The 17,733-nt window shown below is 59.3% G+C and carries 14 protein-coding genes; 9 read left to right on the top strand and 5 right to left on the bottom strand.

Annotation, left to right across the window (positions count from 1 at the left end; all coding sequences use genetic code 11):
• Positions 1-96: 96 nt before the first annotated feature.
• The 5 genes from RVM26_RS15480 to RVM26_RS15460 all read left to right on the top strand — a co-directional run bounded on the left by RVM26_RS15480 (position 97) and on the right by RVM26_RS15460 (position 7,349).
• Complete coding sequence (locus tag RVM26_RS15480) at positions 97-897, top strand: undecaprenyl-diphosphate phosphatase (protein WP_039179009.1); 801 nt, start codon at positions 97-99, stop codon at positions 895-897.
• A 27-nt stretch (positions 898-924) separates the two neighbouring features.
• A complete protein-coding gene (locus RVM26_RS15475; RefSeq protein ID WP_498939568.1) occupies positions 925-2,022 on the top strand; it encodes an FAD:protein FMN transferase in 1,098 nt (365 codons plus the stop codon).
• A gap of 15 nt (positions 2,023-2,037) precedes the next feature.
• Positions 2,038-3,405: a bifunctional UDP-N-acetylglucosamine diphosphorylase/glucosamine-1-phosphate N-acetyltransferase GlmU gene (gene glmU, locus RVM26_RS15470; protein WP_498939566.1), complete on the top strand. Its 1,368-nt coding sequence runs from the start codon at positions 2,038-2,040 to the stop codon at positions 3,403-3,405.
• A 43-nt stretch (positions 3,406-3,448) separates the two neighbouring features.
• Positions 3,449-5,275: a glutamine--fructose-6-phosphate aminotransferase gene (gene glmS, locus RVM26_RS15465; protein ID WP_498939564.1), complete on the top strand. Its 1,827-nt coding sequence runs from the start codon at positions 3,449-3,451 to the stop codon at positions 5,273-5,275.
• A 130-nt stretch (positions 5,276-5,405) separates the two neighbouring features.
• Entirely contained in the window at positions 5,406-7,349 is a 1,944-nt protein-coding gene (locus RVM26_RS15460; protein ID WP_193462075.1) for an RNA/DNA-binding domain-containing protein, read from the top strand.
• A 127-nt stretch (positions 7,350-7,476) separates the two neighbouring features.
• Here the strand turns inward: RVM26_RS15460 and RVM26_RS15455 are convergent, their stop codons facing one another.
• The gene (locus RVM26_RS15455) at positions 7,477-8,538 is read right to left on the bottom strand and encodes an RNA-guided endonuclease InsQ/TnpB family protein (RefSeq protein ID WP_016914375.1); all 1,062 of its coding nucleotides are present in this window, start codon (positions 8,536-8,538) and stop codon (positions 7,477-7,479) included.
• 21 nt (positions 8,539-8,559) lie between these two features.
• Here RVM26_RS15455 and tnpA point away from each other — a divergent pair, with 21 nt between their 5' ends.
• Positions 8,560-8,976: an IS200/IS605 family transposase gene (gene tnpA / locus RVM26_RS15450; protein WP_498939562.1), complete on the top strand. Its 417-nt coding sequence runs from the start codon at positions 8,560-8,562 to the stop codon at positions 8,974-8,976.
• A gap of 188 nt (positions 8,977-9,164) precedes the next feature.
• Entirely contained in the window at positions 9,165-10,628 is a 1,464-nt protein-coding gene (gene nhaD, locus RVM26_RS15445) for a sodium:proton antiporter NhaD (protein WP_498939560.1), read from the top strand.
• A gap of 96 nt (positions 10,629-10,724) precedes the next feature.
• Here the strand turns inward: nhaD and RVM26_RS15440 are convergent, their stop codons facing one another.
• From RVM26_RS15440 to RVM26_RS15430, 3 genes are all read right to left on the bottom strand, one after another.
• Positions 10,725-11,342, bottom strand: a complete 618-nt coding sequence (locus tag RVM26_RS15440) for a CBS domain-containing protein (protein WP_287804634.1) — start codon at positions 11,340-11,342, stop codon at positions 10,725-10,727.
• Between the two features lie 117 nt (positions 11,343-11,459).
• Entirely contained in the window at positions 11,460-12,863 is a 1,404-nt protein-coding gene (locus RVM26_RS15435; RefSeq protein ID WP_498939558.1) for a sensor histidine kinase family protein, read from the bottom strand.
• Positions 12,863-13,534, bottom strand: a complete 672-nt coding sequence (locus tag RVM26_RS15430; RefSeq protein WP_016915565.1) for a response regulator transcription factor — start codon at positions 13,532-13,534, stop codon at positions 12,863-12,865. Before RVM26_RS15430 ends, RVM26_RS15435 begins: the two co-directional genes overlap by 1 nt.
• Positions 13,535-13,590: 56 nt before the next feature.
• Between RVM26_RS15430 and RVM26_RS15425 the strand changes: the two genes are divergently transcribed.
• Together RVM26_RS15425 and RVM26_RS15420 are read left to right on the top strand one after the other, a co-directional pair.
• The gene (locus tag RVM26_RS15425; protein ID WP_498939556.1) at positions 13,591-14,520 is read left to right on the top strand and encodes a GNAT family N-acetyltransferase; all 930 of its coding nucleotides are present in this window, start codon (positions 13,591-13,593) and stop codon (positions 14,518-14,520) included.
• Between the two features lie 210 nt (positions 14,521-14,730).
• Entirely contained in the window at positions 14,731-15,543 is an 813-nt protein-coding gene (locus RVM26_RS15420) for a c-type cytochrome (protein WP_498939554.1), read from the top strand.
• 100 nt (positions 15,544-15,643) lie between these two features.
• On the opposite strand, the gene rep is transcribed toward RVM26_RS15420, so the two are convergent.
• Positions 15,644-17,713: a DNA helicase Rep gene (rep, locus tag RVM26_RS15415; RefSeq protein ID WP_287804641.1), complete on the bottom strand. Its 2,070-nt coding sequence runs from the start codon at positions 17,711-17,713 to the stop codon at positions 15,644-15,646.
• Positions 17,714-17,733: the final 20 nt, after the last annotated feature.

Genomic DNA, 17,733 nt, shown 5'->3' with positions numbered 1-17,733 from the left:
CTTGGCCAGAGCGGACAATGAAAGCGGGGATGTGTATCCTTGGCGCTCTGGTACTCCCAGCCATCGCCCTTTGACTCACTGTTTACAGGATGCACCATGGATTGGCTTCAAGTCATTATTCTGGCGTTAGTGCAAGGACTAACGGAATTCTTGCCTATTTCAAGCTCTGCACACCTGATTCTGGTGCCTGAACTGACCTCTTGGGAAGATCAAGGGTTAGCCTTTGACGTGGCACTGCATTTGGGAAGCCTGAGCGCGGTCGTCATCTACTTTCGTCATGAAATCATTCAGATGATCACCAGCACCTCGAAGGCGTTGGTAGGGCGCGGGGTGGATGAAGATGCTCGCTTGGGCATTTGGGTCGTCATTGCGACGATACCCGTCTGTCTGGTGGGGTTTCTGCTCCACGATGTGATTTCAGGCTATATGCGTTCAACCCTGATCATCGGGGCGAGCCTTATCGTTTTCGGCCTGCTGCTAGGCTTTGCCGATTGGCGCAAGCGTGGGACACGTAGTGAGTATCAGATGTCGCTCAAAGACGTGCTCATCATCGGTGGTGCCCAGGTGTTGGCGCTGATTCCAGGCACGTCCCGTTCCGGTATCACCATCACGGCAGCCCTGCTGGTAGGCATGAGCCGAGAGGGCGCGGCACGCTTCTCGTTTCTGCTGTCGATTCCCGTGATTGTGCTGGCTGGAGGGTTGGAGGCCGTTGGCTTGCTCCGCGACCCACAGGCCATCGATTGGCCAGCCATGATCGTCGGTACGCTTCTCTCTGGTATTAGCGCTTACTTGTGTATTCACTATTTTCTGGTCGTCATCAAGAAACTGGGCATGCAGCCGTTCGTGGTTTACCGCGTGGTATTTGGTCTCTGGCTGCTGTGGTTCTTCCACTTCTGACCCCGCGCACATTTCAAGGAAAATGCGATGAACATCGGCTATCGCCCTTTTTTGGCTGGCATTGGCTTACTGACCCTGTTGCCCCTGATGGCAGGCTGTTCCGAGAGTGATCGCCCCCTGGAGCCGCCCACCCGGTTTGAAGGAGGGGTATTTGGCTCTTTCTACCAGGTGACGGTGATGGATCCGCTGACCCAAGGCCAGGCACAGGCGTTGGAGGAGGGCTTTCTGGCCGAGCTCGAGAGCGTGGACCGCTCCATGTCGACCTATCGGGATGACGCCGAGCTGGTAACGTTCAATCATGCGCCGCTGGACGAATGGCAGCCATTGTCCAATGAGCTGATCGAGGTATTGGCCGTCAGCCAAGCCATTGCGACAGATAGCGATGGTGCCTTCGACGTGACGTTGGGCGGCCTGGTGAATCTGTGGAGTTTCGGGCCAGAGGCGAGGCCAGAAGAAGTGCCCAGCGATGAAGCCCTTGCCGAACGTCTTTCGACCGTCGGGTATGACGCCTTGGAAGTGGATACCCAGCAGATGCAGGCGCGACGCACGCGGGATATCTTTGTCGATCTTTCTGGCGTGGCGAAAGGTCATGCCGTCGATCGAGTGGGTGCGTATCTGGACCAGCAGGGGATCGAGCACTATCTGGTGAACCTGGGGGGAGATATGATCGCCCGTGGTTACCGGGAGCCCGACGAGGAACTGGCTTGGCGTGTAGGTATCGAAGTGCCGGAAGACGGTGAGCAGACGGCTCAGCATATCGTGCCGCTCAGCAACTTGTCGGTGGCGACCTCCGGTGACTACCGCAATTACTTCGAAGTCGACGGGCAGCGCTACTCGCATACCATCAATCCTCGTGACGGCAAACCGATTACCCATGACCTGGTATCGGTATCGGTCTTCCACCCTTCCAATGCATGGGCGGATGCCTGGGCCACGGCACTGCTGGTCGTCGGCACGGAAGAGGGAATGGCACTGGCCCTTGAACACGACCTGAGCGTACTGCTGCTGGTGCGCGACGGCGACCGCTGGCGCAGCATCGCCAGCCCTGCGTTTACGAACTATTTTGGTGATGCGCTGCTGGAAGAGCTGGGCATCGATGCCTGGACACCGGCGGTGGCCCAATAACGGTAGGTACTGAACATGCATGATCTCGACATCGTCATTCTGGCCGCTGGCAAAGGGACGCGGATGCGCTCTCCCTTGCCGAAAGTGCTGCATACCCTGGCAGGCAAACCCATGGTGCAGCACGTGCTTGAAACCGCTCAGGCGCTGAATCCGACACGGACCCACGTGGTGATCGGTCACGGCGCTGACCAACTGCGAGAAGCGCTGGCAGAGCATGACGTTCTGTTTGCTCTGCAGGAAGAGCAAAAGGGGACGGGCCATGCCGTGGCTCAGGTCCAGGCTCGTCTGGGCAACGGCGTCGTGCTGGTGCTTTACGGCGATGTGCCGCTAATTCGCCGTGACACGTTGGCCAACCTGCTGACTCAGGTGGATGAGCAGCATATGGGCCTGTTGACGGTCACGCTGGACGACCCTGGCGGCTACGGGCGCATCGTGCGCGATAGTGACGGGCAGGCCGTGGCGATTGTCGAGCAAAAGGATGCCAACGACGAGCAGCTGGCGATTAACGAGTGCAACACCGGCATCATGGCCATGACCAGTGCCCAGTTGAAGCGCTGGTTGCCCCAGCTCTCGGCAGAGAATGCCCAGGGTGAGTACTATCTGACCGACGTCATTGCCATGGCTGCCAGCGAAGGTATCAAGGTGGCCACGGCGCAGCCCCACGATGCTACCGAGGTGGAAGGGGTCAACAACCGTGCGCAGATGGCCCGTCTGGAGCGTGCTTACCAGCAGCAGACGGCGGAAGCGTTGATGGCCCAGGGCGTTGCCCTGGCAGACCCGGCGAGAATCGATGTGCGCGGCAAGCTCACCTGTGGACACGACGTGTTCATCGATGTGGGTTGCGTCTTCGAAGGGGACGTGGAATTGGGCGAAGGCGTGCGCGTTGGCCCTTATTGCGTGATCAAGAACAGCACACTCGGTGCTGAAAGTGTCATCGATAGCCACAGCGTCATCGACTCCACGGTGGCCGCTGGCCATAATCAGATTGGGCCCTACGCTCGTCTTCGCCCCGGCACGCGTCTGGCGGTCAAGGCGAAAGTGGGCAACTTCGTGGAGACCAAGAACGCCGAGGTCGGCGAAGGCAGCAAGATCAACCACCTGAGCTATGTGGGCGATGCCACCCTGGGGCGTGAAGTGAACGTTGGGGCAGGTACCATCACCTGCAACTACGATGGCGCCAACAAGCATCGCACGCAGATTGGCGACCATGCGTTCATTGGCTCCAACAGCGCGCTGGTCGCGCCTGTTTCGATTGGTCAGGGAGCCACCGTGGGCGCGGGCTCCACCATCGCCAAGGACGTGGCAGAACATGCCTTGGCGGTCACTCGCAGCCGCCAGTTGGAAAAGGCCGACTGGCCGCGCCCCACCAAAAAAGCAAACTAACTATCGGTGACACAGGCGCTTGGCGCCTCCAGGAGAGTGGAGTATGTGCGGTATCGTCGCAGCCGTGGCACAGCGCAATGTGCAGGGAATATTGTTGGAAGGACTCAAGCGTCTGGAGTATCGCGGTTATGACTCGGCAGGCATGACGGTACTCAGCAGCGGATCATTGATCCGCCACCGGGCCCTGGGCAAGGTGGCGGCCCTGGAAGAGCGCCTGGCCAGCGAGGCACTGCCGGGGCATTGCGGTATCGCCCATACTCGCTGGGCCACCCATGGCAAGCCCTCCGAGGCCAATGCCCATCCCCACCACAGCAGTGACAATGTCGCCGTGGTACATAACGGCATCATCGAGAACTACGAGCAGATCAAAGAAACGCTGCAGGGCAGTGGCTACACCTTCACTTCCGACACCGATACCGAAGTGATTGCTCACTTGCTGGCCGACAAACTGGCGACCGGCAAGACACTGTTCGAGGCGACCCAGGAAATCGTCAGCGGGCTGGGGGGCGCCTACGCGCTGGGCGTGATGAGCACGCACGAGCCCAACGTGGTGGTGGGTGCGCGCCAGGGCAGCCCGCTGGTGGTGGGTGTGGGGATCGATGAGGCCTTCCTGGCCTCCGACCCGCTGGCGCTGTTGCAGGTCACCGACCGCTTCATCTACCTGGAAGAGGGCGATCTGGTCGAGCTGCGCGAACACGGTGTCATCCGCATCGTCGACCGTCAGGGGCACGATGTCCAGCGCCCGGTACATACCTTCGAGCATGGCGATGGCGCTGCCAGCAAGGGAGAGTATCGCCACTACATGCTCAAGGAAATCTTCGAGCAGCCCAAGGTCATCGAGGCAGCGCTGGAAGGGCGCATCAGCGCCAGCAGCGTTCTGGTCGAAAGCTTCGGGCCAGACGCCCAGGCGCTGTTCCAGAAAGCCCGCCAAGTGCACATCATTGCCTGTGGCACCAGCTATCATGCGGGCTTGGTGGCCCGCTACTGGTTGGAGCGCTATGCTGGGGTGCCGGTACAGGTCGAAGTGGCGTCGGAATATCGCTACCGCCACCCGGTGGTGCCGGAAGGCACGCTATTCGTCACCCTCTCTCAGTCTGGGGAAACCGCCGATACGCTGGCAGCGCTGAGGTTTGCCAAAACCCTGGGCTATGTCGGCACGCTGGCAATCTGCAACGTGCCCGGCAGTTCGCTGGTGCGCGAGTCGGATATGTCGCTGATGACTCGTGCAGGCCCTGAAATCGGCGTGGCCTCCACCAAAGCGTTTACGACGCAATTGATCGCACTGCTGCTACTGACGCTCTCCGTCAGTAAAGCGAAAGGCCAGCCGGAGCAGCCGGAGATTCTGGCGGGTCTTCAGGCCCTGCCATCGCTCTGCCAGCAGGTGCTAGGCCTCGATGCGCAGATCGAAGCGCTTTCCCAGGCGTTTGCCGAAAAGCATCATGCGCTGTTCTTGGGCCGTGGTGCCCACTATCCGATTGCTCTGGAAGGCGCCCTGAAGCTCAAGGAGATCTCCTACATCCACGCGGAAGCCTATCCTGCGGGCGAGCTGAAGCACGGCCCGCTGGCGCTGGTGGATAGTGAAATGCCGGTGATTTCGGTGGCCCCGAACGATGACTTGCTGGAAAAGCTGAAGTCCAATCTTCAAGAAGTGCGCGCTCGCGGTGGTCAGCTGTTCGTATTTGCCGATCGCAAGGTAGGCATCAGCGCTCAGGACGACATCCGCGTGCTGGAATTACCGGAGGTGCACGAGGCACTGGCGCCGCTGCTATATACCCTGCCGCTACAGCTGCTGAGCTACCACGTGGCCGTATTGAAAGGCACCGATGTGGACCAGCCACGTAACCTGGCGAAAAGCGTGACGGTGGAATGATCGGTACCTCACTGTGAGGTATCAGAATAAAGTTGGTAACGAAAGGCGACTCTTCCATCAGTGGGAGAAAAAGCAGCTACTAACGGTCAAGCGCTGTGCAAACATTCAGCAACCGAGAGGCTAATCGCAGATGCACGAATTTACTGCCGAAGAGTTGCTGGAACAACTGCAATTGCTGGATGAATGCCCGCGTATCGAAGCTAAAAGGGGTACCGATATTGGTGGCTCCGTGATGCAGACGGTCTGTGCTTTCGCCAACGAGCCCGGGCTAGGTGGCGGTTATTTGCTGCTGGGTGTTTCGGAGCCGGATAATGAGCATGAGCAGTTTTATGTATCGGGTATCCACAAGACAGATCAGGTATTGGGAGAGCTGCAAACCAACTGCCGAGAACAGTTTGAGCAGAGCATACCGGTGTCGGCAGAAACCTTACAGCTGCACGGCAAGACGGTGATTCAGGTGTTTGTGCCGGAGCTTGAGCCGGCCGCGAAGCCTTGTACTTTCAAAGGTAAATTCGATAAGAAAAATAAACGCAAAACAGGTGTATGGCGTCGTGGACTGAATGGCGACTACGAGTGTACTCAAGCCGAGATAGAGCCGTTGCTGCTGGCGAAGAGTGGCTTGGGTTTTGAGCAGGTCGTGTTGCCGGGTGCGGAATGGGATGATCTAGACCCGGATATCATTGACCTGTATCGCCAGCTACGGGCACGAGTACGCCCTTATGCCGAGGAGTTGCAGGTCAGTGATCAGGAGATGTTGCGTGCACTGAATCTTGTCAAAAAACACAACGGTGAGTGGCTACCAAATGTCGCTGGACTGTTGCTGATGGGTAAGCCACTGGCGTTGCGGCGTTTGTTGCCTTCGGTGCGTGTAGATTATGTGCGTATCAGTGGCACCCAGTGGGTTGAAGACCCTGAGCAGCGTTTTCGAACCACATTGGATATGCGTGAGCCGCTGTTACGTCTGATCCCAAAGCTCGAAGCTACCATTCTGGACGATTTACCAAAGCATTTTCGTCTGGATGAAGGTAGTACCCAGCGTAGCGATCAGCCGCTTTTACCACAAAAAGTGGTACGAGAAGCGGTCGTGAATGCCCTGATGCATCGAGATTATCAAGTACAGCAGCCGATTCTGGTGGTGCGCTATAGCAATCGTATTGATATACGTAATGCAGGCTACTCGTTGAAGCCAGAGACCATGCTTGGCGAAATGGGATCGAAATTACGCAACCCGGTATTGGCTGCAGTGCTGTACGACCTGAACTTTGCTGAAACCAAAGGCTCTGGTATTCGTACCATGCGCTCTCTGTTACATCAGGTCGGCTTAACGGCTCCGGTTTTTTCAAGCCATGTGATTGCCAACGAGTTTCAGGCAACCTATTTGCTGCACCAGCTATTGGGTGAAGATCAGCTAGCATGGTTACGTCAGTTCAAGGATTTGCAGTTAACCAACGATGAAGCCAGAGCCTTGATTTTGGCGAAGGAAACCGGTGCAGTTGATAACGCTGGTCTGCGTGCAGTGACCGGGCTGGATACTTTATCGGCCAGTCAGGTATTGGGACGTTTGCACCATCAGTATGGTGTGCTGGTAAAAGGTGGAGCAGGCCCCGCAACCTACTATCAGCTTGCCGATTGGTCATTTGACTTGGGTGAATTACCTTTATTCCACAGCCAAGAGGCAGTAAATACGGGTGACTTGGGAGTAAATACGGGTGACCTCGGTGCAAATAAGGGTGACCTCAGTGTGAATGCGGGTGACCTGCCTGACGCTTTGGCTCTTCGGATAGAGGAGCTCACACCCAAAACACGTAAGGATAAACTTTGGCCGGTGATCCTATGGTTGTGTGCACTACGTCCCTATAAAGCAGAACAACTGGCCAGCCTGCTAGGCGGGCGCTCAGTCAAGTCGCTCAAGAGTACTCATCTGAACGTTATGCGTGAGCATGAAAAGATGCTGGCTTACCTCTTCGCTGAAGTGGTGAATCATCCGGATCAGGCATATCAAACCACAGAAAAAGGTATTCAGTGGTTGCGGGAGCAGGGTATTGAGCCTCGTGGAGAAACCCGACATGGATAACGACCTGACTCTCTGCACGATCGGTGGCGAGTAACAGAGCAAGGAACCTGAATTATTGATCAAACAGATGGCTAATCACACGGACTTGGCATCCCATAGCAGTTGAACGCTTGACGTCCTCCCCGCCCTAAAGGACGGGGATTCCAACTTCTTGAGGGCAACGTCCTGCCCCGAGGCTGAGGATATTCCGGGCCGCATTCACGTCCCGGTCGTGGAGTACACCACACTCCACGCACTCCCAGACCCTTACTCGCAACCCGTTGACGCCCTGCGGCCCGCTAAGCGAGCCGCACGACGAACAGGCGCGGGTGGTGTTGGTTTCGCGAACGACCTTGAAGACGATGCCTGCGTGAGCGCATTTATATTCCAGCATCGTTTTCAGTTGTGACCAGCCAGCGTCGTAGACGCTTTTGGCCATCCTGGTCTTCGCGAGCCTGGTTGAGGAAACATCGCCCACGACGATTTCGCCGTACTGGTTGACGAGTTTCCGGGAAAACTTGTGCTGCGCGTCCTGGCGACGGTTCTTGATCTTGGCGTGAATAGCTTTTACCCGCCGCTTGTTGCGGGCACGTTGGGCTGTCGCCAACTGGTCTTCCATGCGGCGGTAGAAGCGGCTGTTTTCCAGCCTTCCTCCATCGCTACAGGTGGCCACATCCTTGAGCCCAAGGTCGATGCCAACGGCGCCCTGCCCAAGCGTCGGCTGCACGTCCACCTCGACCGCAACATTGAAATACCACCGGCCCCGGCTATCTTCGTTGAAACTGCCGGCACGGAACTTGTATGTCGACAGGCCGTAGCTATCCCACACCTTGAAGTAGGTGCCGTTGTGAAATACCTGCCCGTTCTTCCACTTGGCCGCGCCGGTATTGACCGGAATCCAGCCAAGTGAGCGGCGTACACCGCCGGACTTGCGCCAATTCAAGCGGGGCTTTTTGAACTGCTTGCGGCGGGCAACGTATTCAGCAGCGATGCATTGCAGCGTTTGGCTGTGCAGGCCGAGGTCCTTGCCAGCACCCTTGGTATAGGGGTGCATGTCGTAGGCAGACAGAAACAGACCTTTCTCCCGAATGGCTCGGGAAGACAGTTCGTTGAGGTAGTTCCAAACAAAATTCACGCTGCGGGCCATGCGGTTAAGCTCGGCGGCGTGTTTGTCCTTCACTCGAACCTTGAGGGTCTTGGTCTGCTTCATGGCTTCGAATATACTTGGTCTATGGAAACCAAACAAGCTATCAGAACAGGAAGACACTGCGTTTTTAAACTCCATGCCCATTTGGTCTTTGTCACCAGGTATCGGGGCAGAATCTTCAACACTGAGCACCTCGACTCCCTTGAAACGCTATTTCGACGGGTCTGCGCGGATTTTGAAAGCGAGCTAGTTGAGTTCAATGGTGAGACAGATCACGTTCACCTGTTGGTTAACTACCCGCCAAAAGTGGCGTTATCCAAACTGGTGAACAGCTTGAAAGGCGTATCAAGCAGGAGATTGAAGCGGCTGCACCCCGAACTGGTGAAGCCTGCGTACCTGAAAAATGCGCTATGGAGTCCAAGCTACTTTGCGGGAAGTGTCGGAGGCGCCCCCCTGAGCATGGTCAAGCAGTATATTGAGCAACAATCGAGGCCGGACTAGGGGCGCTCTCGCGCCCCTCGCTATCCATCCTCGCACTAGAAGTACGAGGTTTTTCGCGATGTTCGATAAAATGCTTTACAGGATGCGGCGAATGGCCGCATCTTATGCGCGATCGCTGCGTTGCAGCACATAGTTAGTGTGCTTATTATCGTGGCGGTACTCTCTTATCCTGCCAGGACCACACTGCCATGAAACCACCAGACGCCCTTGTAGCACGGCACGCCTCCCGCCGCGCTGCTCGGTTGTTGACCGCCCTCTGCTTGACCCTCTTGCCCTCCTTTGCTTTTGCTGCTGGCCCGCTAGACCTGACCACCTCGATGGCCGGTATTGCCGCCGTTATCATTTTCATTCTTGCTTATGCGTTGGTCATGAGTGAAGAAATTATCCACATGCGCAAGTCCAAGCCGGTGTTGGTGGCGGCGGGACTCATCTGGGCCATGGTGGCTTGGGTGTACGTGCAGGCCGGCATGCCTCATGAAGCGGAAGAAGCCTTCAAGGAGACGCTGCTGGAGTACGCCGAGCTGCTGCTGTTCCTGCTGGTGGCGATGACCTACATCAACGCCATGGAAGAGCGGCGTGTCTTCGATACGCTGCGTGCCTGGCTGGTGCGCAAGGGGTTCAGCTACCGAACCCTTTTCTGGATCACCGGCTGTCTCGCGTTTGCCATCTCCTCGATTGCCAACAACATGACCACGGCCATGTTGATGTGTGCCGTCGTCTTGAAGGTGGCTGAGGGAGACAACAAGTTCATCAGCCTGTGCTGTGTCAACGTGGTGGTTGCTTCCAACGCAGGGGGCGCCTTCAGCCCGTTTGGCGACATTACCACGCTGATGGTATGGCAAGCCGGGCAAGTGCCGTTCGAAGGCTTCTTTGCGTTGCTGGTGCCCGCCATCGTCAACTTCATGGTGCCCGCGTTGATCATGAACTTCTTCCTCGTCAACCGTCAGCCCGCTGCCTTGACCGAGAACGTCTGGATGAAGCGCGGTGCGAAGCGCATCATTCTCCTGTTCCTGGTCACCGTGGCCATCTCGGTACTCTGCCATTCGATCCTGTATCTCCCTCCTGCCATGGGCATGATGTTTGGCCTGGGCCTGCTGCAGTTCTTTGGCTACTACCTGCGTCGCAGCCTGCCACGCTCGCTGGAGCGCAAGCGCGAGCGCTACTCTCGCCGTGGCGATTGGCAAAAGCTGGAGCAACTGGGCAGCGTGGTGCCGTTCGATATCTTCAGCCGGATTGCGCGCTCCGAGTGGGACACGCTGCTGTTCTTCTACGGGGTCGTCATGTGTGTCGGTGGCCTGGGCTTCATGGGCTATCTCAGCCTGCTGTCTGAAACCCTGTATGGCGGTTGGGACCCGGTCTGGGCCAACGTGGTGCTGGGCCTGATTTCCGCCGTGGTGGATAACATTCCCGTCATGTTTGCCGTGCTCTCCATGGCACCGGACATGAGCGAAGGCAACTGGCTGCTGATTACCCTGACGGCGGGGGTGGGCGGTAGCCTGCTTTCCATGGGGTCTGCCGCTGGGGTGGCGCTGATGGGGCAGGCACGGGGCATATACACCTTTGCCGTTCATCTGCGCTGGGTGCCTGCCATCCTGCTGGGTTATGTGGCCAGTATTGCGGCGCACCTGATGATCAACGCCAGCATGTTTTGAAAACCCACCGTTTGCCCAGCGCTGGCCGCTGGGCAGGCAAACAAAACGCCCCTTATCGAAGATAAGGGGCGTTTTGGTCAGTAAGCGGGTTGAAACTTACAAATCGTGACCGGTGACCACTTGGCAAATGTCGGCGAAGCTGCGGGCCATGGGTACTACCGTGGCATCGGCTTTTCCCTTGGTCTGCTTGCCCATGACGGCTTGAATGTCCGTGGCCGACACGATTCCCCGTACGCTGAGTTCGTGGTTGGCCGTCTGCTCGGTAATCAGCAGGTGTTGCTCGGCAAACGTTTCCATGGAACGCACCAGATCCTCGATGGTGAGCGCTGTCAGCTGCTCCAGCGGCATGGCGCTGAGTTTTTCCCAAGGCGTCATGATCATGGCAGCCGTCACTTCGGAACGTTCCAGATTACGCTGCTGCATGGCAATATTGATGCGTCGTGAGCCAATCACTTCCTTGGCCGACAGCACGCCGACGCAGTGATTCTGCTTGTCCATCACGAACAGCAGGCGAACACCGCCATGGCGCATCTTCAGGTGGGCTTCATCGATGGGCGTATCGCCAGCGACAGATTGTGGCACCACCTTGGTGAAATCGGTCAGAACCGACAGCGCCGGGCTATCGGGCGTCAACGTCTTGGCGGCCGGGGTGGTCAGCAGCGGTGTTGCGCCAAATTGGATAAGGGCTTTATGAGATTTCAGCAGTGAATTCATCGGGGGTACCTCCGTGGGGTGAACAGCAGGTCATTGACTGATTGCCTGCTCTGTACCTTCACAGTTGCACGGAATTCTTATCGAAATCTTAACAGCCAGAATCTGTTACATTTTTCCTCATTCTTTTGCATGGCGCTGAGTCAGTGAATCTCTCGCCAGCGTGGCGTGTACCCGCAGCCCTCCGCTGGGTGCCTCCTCCAGTAACAGGGTGCCACCATGGCGTTTCACGATGCGTTCGACGATCGACAAGCCCAGGCCAGCGCCCGCTCCAGGCCCTGCACGCTGAAAGCGCTCCACGACCCGGCTGCGCTCGCCGGGTGGGATTCCCTTGCCCTGGTCATCGACCATCAGGGTGATGTGTTGACGGGACGCGCTCAGGTGCACCGTCACAGCTCCTTCCGGGGGCGAGTGCTGAAGGGCGTTGCCCACCAGGTTCTGTACCAGGGTCTCGATGGCCCCGGGCTCCTCTTCCATAAGCCAGCTCTGCTGCTCCTCGACCTCCATGTGCAACTGCTGACGGCGCTCCGTGGCCAGCGGCAGGAGTTTCGCCAGGGTCTCCTGGGTCTCTTGCCGCACGTCGGCATGGCGAATCTCGGGCAGCGGCTCCTCTTCGGGGTCCAGCCTTGCCAGGGTCAACAGTTGGGCCACCAGCCGCGTCGAGCGGGCCACGCCGCTGCGCAAATGGTGCAGCGACTCTTCACTATCCGCGCGGTTATCGGCAGCCAGCGCGTTTTGGGCATGCAGATCGAGAATCGCCAGCGGCGTACGCAGCTCATGGGTCGCATCGGCGATGAAGCGCTTTTCGCGAATACGCATCTGCTGCAAACGCGCCAGCAAACGGTTGAGTGCCCCGGCAATGGTATCCAGCTCCTGAGGAAGGCGCTGCAACGACAGCGGCTGGAGGTTGTTAGGGTCGCGGCTGCGAATCTGTTCCGCCATGCGTGACAGCGGCGCCAGCCCCCAGCCAATCGACCACCACAGCAGCAGGGTGAGCAGCGGCAGGCCGATCAGGTCGGGTAGTAGCGTGCGCAGCGCCACTTCTCGGGTCAGCGCCGCGCGCACATCCTGACGTTCGCTGACGATGACCCGCTTGTTGGCATCTGCCATCGAAAGCACGTAGACCCGCCAGGTCTGCTCCCCCAGGGTGGCGGTCGAATACCCGACCGGCTGGCTCACCAGCGGGGTCGCCGGGGCGTTATCGGAACGCAGCAGCAGCTGGTTGCCCTCCCAAAGCTGAAACGCCAGCTGGTGGGTATAGCCATCGCTCAGATCCGGTGGTTCTGTGGCGCCGGGCTGCAGCAAGGCGCTCTCCAGGCTTCTCAGCAGCAGCGTGCGGTCCTGGGCAGGCAAGGGAGCTTGCAGCAGGCCCTCCAGCAAACGGGCGTTTTGCGCCAGGCTGCGGTCGTGCAACTCTTCGATTTCCTGTGCCGCAAAGCGATAGCTGATGAAACCGATGATGAACATGCTCACGCCGAATACCAGCAGCACGAGCCCCAGCGTGCGGCGACGAATGGAGCGCATCAGCTCTCCTTGCCCGTTTTTTCCATCACATAGCCAATGCCTCGCACGGTGCGGATGGCATCCGGAAACAGCTTGCGCCGCAGGTGATGGATATGGACCTCGATGGCATTGCTTTCCACGTCCTCTTCCCAGCCGTATACCAGTCGGGCCAACGTATCACGGGTGAAGACGCGCCCCGGGTGGCTCATGAACTCCTGCAGCAGCGCCAGCTCGCGACGCGACAGGGGAATCGTCTGCTGCTGGTAGTGCACGGTGAGGGTTTGAGGGTTCAAGCTGATCCCCCGGCAGGAGAGCAGGCCGTTGGGCTGGCCTTGGCTGCGGCGTAGCAAGGCCCGCAGGCGCGCTTTCAGCTCATCCACTTCGAAGGGTTTGGTCAAGTAGTCGTCGGCACCCGCGTCCAGCCCGGCAATGCGGCTCTCGACGGCGTCGCGGGCCGTCAGCACCAGGATGGGCACCTGATGCCCTTGGCGGCGCAGGGTTTGCAGCAGCTCGATGCCGTCCATGGTGGGCAGGCCCAGGTCCAGAATCACGGCATCGAACGGTTCGTTTTGCAGTGCGACCAGGGCCGTGTCACCATCGGTCAGATGATCGACCGTGTAATGCTCGGGCTTTAGCGCCATGCGAATGCCCGATGCCAGGCTAGGGTCATCTTCCACCAATAAAATTCGCATACTGGCAGGCCACTCCTCTTGTTGTGTTGCGCCTGCTGGCGACAAGGCTATCTGGCATGTTCTCGACCCACCCGGCAACGTCGATCATGGTCTGCCCGGCGCAGCAACGGCGCGAGGCGCTGCTGCAGTTGGCTGCCGTCCACCATCCTGCCCAGCAGGCTGCGCTACAGCAGGCGCTGGTCAAGGCCAGCACACGGCCCGAGGGTTGGTCGGGCCTGTGGGTGGCTTGCCAGGCAGGGCGAGTCTGCGCTGCCGCCTGGGTAGAGTGCCAGGAAAACCGCATCGCGCAGCTATGGTTGCCCAAGCAGAATAACCAATTTGTCGAGCCCCTGCTAAGTCAACTGCACCGCTGGGTGGCGACCCAAGAGCTTGTGCTGTGTCACGTTGCCCTGGATAAGACCATGGCGAGCTGGGAAGCACCATTGCTGAACCTGGGCATGCAGCGGTTGGCCACCCTCGATCACCTGGTTTGGCACTGCCGGCCGGTTGCTCACGTGCGGGGGCTGCCACCGCTACGGCCGTTTGATGAGCTGACGCCCGCTCAGCAGCAGGTACTGGTCGAGCAGGTGGGGGAGGGCTCGCTGGATTGCCCTGCCTTGCGCGATGTATTGCCTGCGCAGGCTCTGCTGGAAGGCTTTTATCACCAAGCATCGAGCGCTTCCGAACACTGGTATTACCTGCAGGGGGAGCAGGGCCGCCATGCGGGCCTGCTGCTGCTGGATGCCAGCCCAGGCCGCGAGCACTGGAGCGTTCAGTTGATGGGGCTGGTGCCTGGCTGGCGCGGCCAAGGGCAAGGCAAGGCACTGGTGCAGCAAGCGCAGGCCATGGTGGCCCAGGCGGGCGCAAGCCAGCTGGCGCTGACGGTAGACCGTGACAACCTGCCCGCGCAGCGAGCCTATCGGCAGGCAGGGATGCTGCCTGCGGGTGAGCATCAACTGCTGGGCTGGTGTGTCTTGCCCGCCACCGAGTTGAATTGCCGCGCTTAGTAGCATTTTCCTACCCTTTGTGTTCTCGGTATACTAACTCCAAGAGGCATGTCTTGGCGTTTCGGCGGCAGAGTGCGTAGTGGCGCTGGTGCGCAGGGGTTCAGTGCTACATCTTCAAGCGTCCGGTTCCTGAGCACGGTTCCTGAGCTCGATCTTCAAGCACGATTCTTAAGCACAACGTTTTATATAAAACTCAAAGAGGTGGTGAGAGTGAAATCTAAGCTGATCATGAGCGGGCTGGCGGCCCTCGGCGTCATGGCAGGCACATCGGGTGCTTATGCTCTGGACGACGCCGCACGTGACGCAATGGCTGAGCGCCTGGCACCAGTAGGCCAGCTCTGCCTCCAAGGCCAGGACTGTGGTACCGCATCGGCACCGGCGGCGGCTAGCGGTGGTGGAGACGAGATCGACGGCGCGGGCATTTACAACCGTATCTGCATGGCGTGTCACGAGACGGGCGCTGCCGGTGCACCGGTACGTGGTGATGAAAGCGCCTGGGCCGAGCGTACCGAGCAGGGCTTTGCCACGCTGCTCGAGCACTCGATCAACGGCATTGGCGCGATGCCTGCCCGCGGCGGCAACCCCAACCTGTCGGATGCCGAAATGGAAGCCGCCACGGCCTACCTGCTGGAGCCGGTGATGGACGTGCCTGAGCTGGGCGGCGGTGAAGAAGCGGCTGCCGAAGACGAAGGTGCCAGCGAGGACGTCGCCGCGGCTGAAGAAGCCACCAGCGAAGACGAAGCCGTGGCCAGCACAGAAGAAGCCGCCAATGGCGGTAGCGATCTGGATGGCGCCGCGCTTTACTCCAGCGCAGGCTGTGTTGCTTGTCACGCCGCTGGTGTGGCCGGTGCACCGGTGCTGGGCGATGCGGATGCCTGGGCAGCGCTCATCGACAAAGGAATGGATGAGCTCTACGCCAGCGTGTTCAACGGCCTGGGCGTGATGCCGCCGCGCGGTGGCAGCAGCGCTTCCGATGAAGAGATCATGGCCATCGTCGACTACATGGTCGCCGAAGCCGAGTAATTCTTCATTAGCGGATGCTCCAAACTATCCACAGGCGGGTTCTTCCTACCCCCTGTGGATATTTTTTTGCCTTGAAAAACCGCCTTCCTGTCAAACGTCCTCAGCCCAGCAAGGAACGCAACCCCGCAATGGCATCCTTGCCCCGAGCCTGCTTCTTGTCGGGGTCTTCCTTGTCGGCGCGGCCCTCCCACTCCAGGTCGTCGGCGGGCAGCTCGTCCAGAAAGCGGCTAGGCTGGCAGTCCATCAGTTCGCCATACGCCTTGCGCTGGCGCGCCAGGGTCAGCGTCAGCGTCCGCCGGGCGCGGGTAATGCCCACGTAGGCCAGGCGGCGCTCCTCCTCCACGGTGCCCATCTCGATGGCGTTACGGTGGGGCAGCAGATCCTCTTCCCAGCCCATCAGGTAAACGTGGGGAAACTCCAGCCCCTTGGAAGCGTGCATGGTGAGAAGCTGCACGCGATCCGAGTCATCCTCTTCGGCCTGCTGCTCCAAAATATCCCGCAGCACTAAGCGTGAAATGGCCGCTTCTACGCCGTCGGTTTCTGTTGCGGTAGAGTCATCTGCGTCTTCCGGGTCGCGGTTCAGCGATTTTTCCAGCTGGTCGATCAGGATCCATACGTTGGCCATGCGGCGCTCGGCAATGGTCGGGGCGCTGGCGTTCTGATACAGCCACGCCTCGTAATCCATATCCCGCAGCATGTCGCGTATCGCGGCAATGGCATCGCCCTGGTCCATCCGTTTGCGCACGCCATCGATGAAGTGCGTAAAGCGCGACAGCCGCTCCACGGCGCGGGTGGGCAGCGTTTGTTCCAGGCCCAGCTCGTGGCAGGCGGAAAACAGCGAAATGGAGCGCTCGGTGGCGTAGTTGGCGAGCTTTTCCAGCGTACCGGGGCCAATTTCACGCCGGGGCACGTTGACGATGCGCAAAAAGGCGTTGTCATCGGCGGGGTTGATCAAAAGCCGCAGGTACGCCATGGCGTCCTTGATCTCGTTACGCGAGAAAAACGACGTGCCGCCGGAGAGCTTGTACGGAATCTGGTAGTGCTGCAGCTTCAGCTCCAGCAGCCGCGCCTGAAAGTTGCCTCGGTAAAGCACCGCAAAATCGCGCCACTCGGCTTTTTCCTTGATGCGCCGAGTGAGCATCTCGCTGGCCACTCGCTCGGCTTCGGCCTCCTCATGGCGGTTCACCACCACGCGAATCGGCGCGCCGTCGCCCATCTCCGACCACAGGGTTTTGTCGTAGACGTGGGGGTTGTTGGCAATCAGCGTGTTGGCGGCGCGCAGTATCGTGCCGGTAGAGCGGTAGTTCTGCTCCAGCTTGATGACTTTCAAGCGCGGGAAATCTTCCCCCAGAGTGACCAGGTTTTCCGGCCGTGCGCCCCGCCAGGCGTAAATCGACTGGTCGTCGTCGCCGACCACGGTAAAGGTGGCGCGTTCGGCCATCAGCAGCTTCACCAGCAGGTACTGGGAAACGTTGGTGTCCTGGTACTCATCCACCAGCATGTAGTGGATTTTGCGCCGCCAGCGGGCCAGTGCTTCCGGGTCACGCTGCAAGAGCACCACGGGCAGCAGAATCAGGTCGTCGAAATCCACCGCGTTGTAGGCTTTCAGGTGGCGAACGTAGGCTTCGTACACCCGTGCCGCGAAATGCTCGTCGTCATCGGCAGCGAACGAAAGCGCATCCCCGGGCAGCACCAGGTCATTCTTCCACTGGGAAATCTTGGCCTGAACAGCGTTGATCTGCTCGGCATCCACCTGAGCGTCCTTGTTCATCAAGTCCCGCAGCAGCGCCTTGGCGTCTTCCGGGTCGAACAGCGAAAACCCCGGCTTGTAGCCCAGGGTCTTCAGCTCGCCGCGAATGATGTTGAGCCCCAGGTTGTGGAAGGTCGAAACCGTCAGCCCGTGGCCCTCCTTGCCCTTCAGCATCTGGCCCACCCGCTCTTTCATCTCTCGGGCGGCCTTGTTGGTAAAGGTTACCGCGGCGATCCGGCGGGCGCTCATGCCGCACTCTTGCACCAGGTAGGCAATCTTGGTGGTGATCACGCTGGTCTTGCCCGACCCCGCGCCCGCCAGTACCAGGCAGGGGCCGTCGATGTAGCGCACCGCTTCCTGCTGGCGTGGATTGAGCCCTTTGATACGTTCAAGAATCGTCTTTGGCGGTTGGGGCATCATGGCGAAGGGTGACCTCTACA

It is taken from the genome of Halomonas sp. KM072 (assembly GCF_050710315.1).
Lineage (GTDB): Bacteria > Pseudomonadota > Gammaproteobacteria > Pseudomonadales > Halomonadaceae > Vreelandella > Vreelandella hamiltonii.
The sequence above is the reverse complement of the archived record's forward strand: the minus strand, read 5'-3'. Positions and strand labels throughout refer to the sequence as shown.

Coding starts and splice junctions, on each gene's coding strand:
- RVM26_RS15480 (WP_039179009.1), top strand. CDS start 97: ATGGATTGGCTTCAAGTCATTATTCTGGCGTTAGTGCAAGGACTAACG.
- RVM26_RS15475 (WP_498939568.1), top strand. CDS start 925: ATGAACATCGGCTATCGCCCTTTTTTGGCTGGCATTGGCTTACTGACC.
- glmU (WP_498939566.1), top strand. CDS start 2,038: ATGCATGATCTCGACATCGTCATTCTGGCCGCTGGCAAAGGGACGCGG.
- glmS (WP_498939564.1), top strand. CDS start 3,449: ATGTGCGGTATCGTCGCAGCCGTGGCACAGCGCAATGTGCAGGGAATA.
- RVM26_RS15460 (WP_193462075.1), top strand. CDS start 5,406: ATGCACGAATTTACTGCCGAAGAGTTGCTGGAACAACTGCAATTGCTG.
- RVM26_RS15455 (WP_016914375.1), bottom strand. CDS start 8,538: ATGAAGCAGACCAAGACCCTCAAGGTTCGAGTGAAGGACAAACACGCC.
- tnpA (WP_498939562.1), top strand. CDS start 8,560: ATGGAAACCAAACAAGCTATCAGAACAGGAAGACACTGCGTTTTTAAA.
- nhaD (WP_498939560.1), top strand. CDS start 9,165: ATGAAACCACCAGACGCCCTTGTAGCACGGCACGCCTCCCGCCGCGCT.
- RVM26_RS15440 (WP_287804634.1), bottom strand. CDS start 11,342: ATGAATTCACTGCTGAAATCTCATAAAGCCCTTATCCAATTTGGCGCA.
- RVM26_RS15435 (WP_498939558.1), bottom strand. CDS start 12,863: ATGCGCTCCATTCGTCGCCGCACGCTGGGGCTCGTGCTGCTGGTATTC.
- RVM26_RS15430 (WP_016915565.1), bottom strand. CDS start 13,534: ATGCGAATTTTATTGGTGGAAGATGACCCTAGCCTGGCATCGGGCATT.
- RVM26_RS15425 (WP_498939556.1), top strand. CDS start 13,591: ATGTTCTCGACCCACCCGGCAACGTCGATCATGGTCTGCCCGGCGCAG.
- rep (WP_287804641.1), bottom strand. CDS start 17,713: ATGATGCCCCAACCGCCAAAGACGATTCTTGAACGTATCAAAGGGCTC.